Here is a 3214-nt window from a genome sequence, read left to right as displayed (position 1 = left end):
CCCGGCGGCCGCGCCGGCCGCCGCCGCGCCGATGCCGATGAGCTCGCCCACCGAGGCCTCCACCGGCGGCAGCGCCAAGCCCGGCAACGCCCTGCCCGAGGGCCACGTGCTGCGCGCGCCGATGGTCGGCACCTTCTACACCTCGCCGGCCCCGGACAAGCCGGCCTTCGTCAGCGTCGGCCAGGCGGTCAAGGCCGGCGAGACCCTGGCGATCATCGAGGCGATGAAGATGTTCAACCCGATCGAAGCCGACGTCTCCGGCACCATCGTCGCGATCCTGGGCGAAAGCGGCCAGCCGGTGGAGTTCGATCAGCCGTTGTTTGTGATTCAGTAGCCGGGATTGGGGATTCGTGATTCGGGATTCGCAACAGCGGCCGCACGAGCGCCTGGACGTCTGGCGCGACGCGATGACGCTGGTCGAATCGATCTACCGGATCACCGAACGTTTCCCCGACTCCGAGCGTTTCGGACTCATCGCGCAGATGCGCCGAGCAGCCGTCAGTGTTCCCTCCAACATTGCCGAGGGGGCGGCCCGCAGATCCACCGCGGAATACCTGCGCTTCCTGTCGATGGCCCGTGGCTCGCTGTCGGAACTGGATACCCAGACCCAGCTCGCCGTGAGGCTTGGTTTCAGCGGCGCGGACGCCTCGCTGGCCGCGCTGCTCGATCGCGTTTTTTCCCGACTCAACGCCCTGATTCGTTCGCTGGACAACGCCCACTCCATCCGGGAGGACGTTGCCCCCTACGAATCCCCAATCCCGAATCCCGAATCCCATGCTCGATAAAGTCGTCATCGCCAATCGCGGCGAAATCGCGCTGCGCATCCTGCGCGCGTGCCATACGCTCGGCATCCGCACGGTCGCGGTGCATTCCACCGTGGACCGCAACCTCAAGCACGTGGCCATGGCCGACGAGTCGGTGTGCATCGGCCCGGCGCCCTCCTCGGAGAGCTACCTCAACATCCCGGCGCTGATCGCCGCGGCCGAGGTCACCGATGCCCAGGCCATCCACCCCGGCTACGGCTTCCTGTCGGAGAACGCCGACTTCGCCGAGCGCGTGGAGCAGTCCGGCTTCATCTTCATCGGGCCCAAGGCCGACACCATCCGCCTGATGGGCGACAAGGTCGAGGCGATCCGCGCGATGAAGGCCGCCGGCGTGCCGTGCGTGCCCGGCTCGGGCGGCCCGCTGGGCGAGGACATCGTCGCCAACACCAAGATCGCCCGCGAGATCGGCTACCCGGTGATCATCAAGGCCGCCGGCGGCGGCGGCGGCCGCGGCATGCGCGTGGTGCATTCGGAGGCCGCGCTGAAGGCCGCCATCGAGACCACCAAGTCCGAGGCCAAGGCCGCTTTCAGCAACGACCAGGTGTACATGGAGAAGTTCCTGGAGAACCCGCGCCACGTGGAGATCCAGGTGCTGGCCGACGGCCAGGGCGGCGCCATCCACCTGGGCGAGCGCGACTGCTCGATGCAGCGCCGCCACCAGAAGGTGGTGGAGGAAGCGCCGGCGCCGGGCATCACCGAGGAACTGCGCAACGAGATCGGCAAGGTCTGCGTGGACGCCTGCATCCGCATCGGCTACCGCGGCGCCGGCACCTTCGAGTTCCTGTTCGAGAACGGGCGCTTCTACTTCATCGAGATGAACACGCGCATCCAGGTGGAGCACCCGGTCACCGAGCGCATCACCGGCATCGACTTGGTCTGCGAGCAGCTGCGCATCGCCGCCGGGCACAAGCTCAGCATCAAGCAGAAGGACATCGTCCTGCGCGGCCATGCGATCGAGTGCCGCATCAACGCCGAGGACCCGGAAACCTTCATGCCCAACCCGGGCCTGATCACCGGCTTCCACCCGCCCGGCGGTCCCGGCGTGCGCGTGGACACGCACATCTACAGCGGCTACAAAGTGCCGCCGAACTACGACTCGATGATCGGCAAGCTGATCGTGCACGGCCCCGACCGCGAGACCGCGATCGCGCGCATGCGCGTGGCGCTGAGCGAGATGGTGGTGGACGGCATCAAGACCAACATCCCGCTGCAGCAGCGGATCATGCGCGACAAGGGCTTCCAGGCCGGCGGCCAGAACATCCACTACCTGGAAAAGCGCCTGGCCGAGCGCAAGAACAAGTCGATTGCCTTGTAGGAACGGCGGGATTCGGGATTCGGGATTTGGGATTCGCTAAAGCCGGCTTCGGATCGATGCCGGCGAGCGCGAAGGTTGCGGCTTCGATGGGCCCATGGTCTTGTCGAGCCTAGGGCCGCAGATGCGCCCAGACACACCCGAAAGATTCGGATCTGGATCCGCTTTTGCGAATCCCCCCATCCCCAATCCCGAATCCCGGCTACTTCGCCTGCGTCCCCGCCACCGGCTCCACGCCCAGGCTCGAGGTCGGGCTGACGATCATCACCGTCTCGGTGGAGCCGTCCGGCCAGACGATCTGGAAGGTGCTGCCCGGGGCCAGGGTGGAAAAGGGCATGCCGCTGTTGGCGCGGTAGATCGCCGCCACCTGCGCGGCGCCGGCGCGGCGCACGTCCGGCGCGGCGTGCGCGGTGGTCAGTTCGACCTTGGACAGGCCGCGGTAGCGCTGTTCGGCGGTGTCGATCAGCAACAGGCCCGCCGCCGCCGCCGAATAGGCGACGAAGGCCAGGACCCAGAACCAGAATTTGGCGCCGTGCAGCCATCGCCGGTAATTCATGAGCCTGCTCCCTTGCTGTCCACCAGTCGATTGACCATGTCGTTCATCGTGTCCGTGCCTTGCCGCGGCACCGCGGCGTCGTAAACAAAACTGCTGAAGTCCTGGGTGGGGTCGCGCGAGCAGATCCCGCCGTTGGCGCAATAGCGGGTCATCAACTCGCTGTCCGGGCCGCAATCCAATCCCAGCCTGCAGGCGGCCAACTGCCAGGCCAATTCGGAAAACTGGGTGCCGGCCACGCGCCCGTCCAGACTGTCGTCGCCGCTTGCGGCCAGGCCCATCGCCGGCGACAGCGCCACGTAGGCATCGGGATCGCCGGAGGCGCGCACCCGCGCGACCAGATCGCGTTTGTACTCGGCGCCGGCATGCAACGGCTGGCCGAGCGCCAGCAGCGCCGCTTCGGCGGCCAGGTTGCCGCCGCGCGCAGCCTGTATGCGCTGGGCGACGATGGCCTGGCGGGTCAGGCCGTCGCCGGGCGCGAAGCCGGCGCAACGGCGGCCGACGCGAGCGCGCGCCTGCACCATC

General features: G+C 67.8%; 4 protein-coding genes and 1 pseudogene. 3 read left to right on the top strand and 2 right to left on the bottom strand.

Annotation, left to right across the window (positions count from 1 at the left end; translation table 11 throughout):
- From accB to accC, 3 genes are all read left to right on the top strand, one after another.
- Positions 1-334: acetyl-CoA carboxylase biotin carboxyl carrier protein (gene accB / locus D183_RS0101990; protein WP_017907503.1), on the top strand; the 334-nt coding region annotated here is incomplete at its 5' end.
- Positions 335-350: 16 nt separating this feature from the next.
- Entirely contained in the window at positions 351-785 is a 435-nt protein-coding gene (locus tag D183_RS0101985; RefSeq protein WP_017907502.1) for a four helix bundle protein, read from the top strand.
- A complete protein-coding gene (gene accC, locus D183_RS0101980; RefSeq protein WP_010343850.1) occupies positions 775-2139 on the top strand; it encodes an acetyl-CoA carboxylase biotin carboxylase subunit in 1365 nt (454 codons plus the stop codon). Before D183_RS0101985 ends, accC begins: the two co-directional genes overlap by 11 nt.
- 199 nt (positions 2140-2338) lie before the next feature.
- Here accC and D183_RS0101975 read toward each other — a convergent pair whose 3' ends face one another.
- Together D183_RS0101975 and D183_RS0101970 are read right to left on the bottom strand one after the other, a co-directional pair.
- A complete protein-coding gene (locus D183_RS0101975; protein WP_017907501.1) occupies positions 2339-2692 on the bottom strand; it encodes a hypothetical protein in 354 nt (117 codons plus the stop codon).
- Positions 2689-3214 (bottom strand): annotated as a pseudogene (locus D183_RS0101970) (hypothetical protein); the annotation flags it as partial. The pseudogene D183_RS0101970 and the gene D183_RS0101975, both read right to left, overlap by 4 nt.

The sequence above is a fragment of the Xanthomonas sp. SHU 199 genome, from assembly GCF_000364665.1.
Lineage (GTDB): Bacteria > Pseudomonadota > Gammaproteobacteria > Xanthomonadales > Xanthomonadaceae > Xanthomonas_A > Xanthomonas_A sontii.
This window is presented reverse-complemented; position numbering and strand designations above follow the sequence as displayed.

Excerpts from the sequence above, each read along its gene's own strand:
- D183_RS0101975 (WP_017907501.1), bottom strand. The coding sequence starts at position 2,692 with ATGAATTACCGGCGATGGCTGCACGGCGCCAAATTCTGGTTCTGGGTC.
- accC (WP_010343850.1), top strand. The coding sequence starts at position 775 with ATGCTCGATAAAGTCGTCATCGCCAATCGCGGCGAAATCGCGCTGCGC.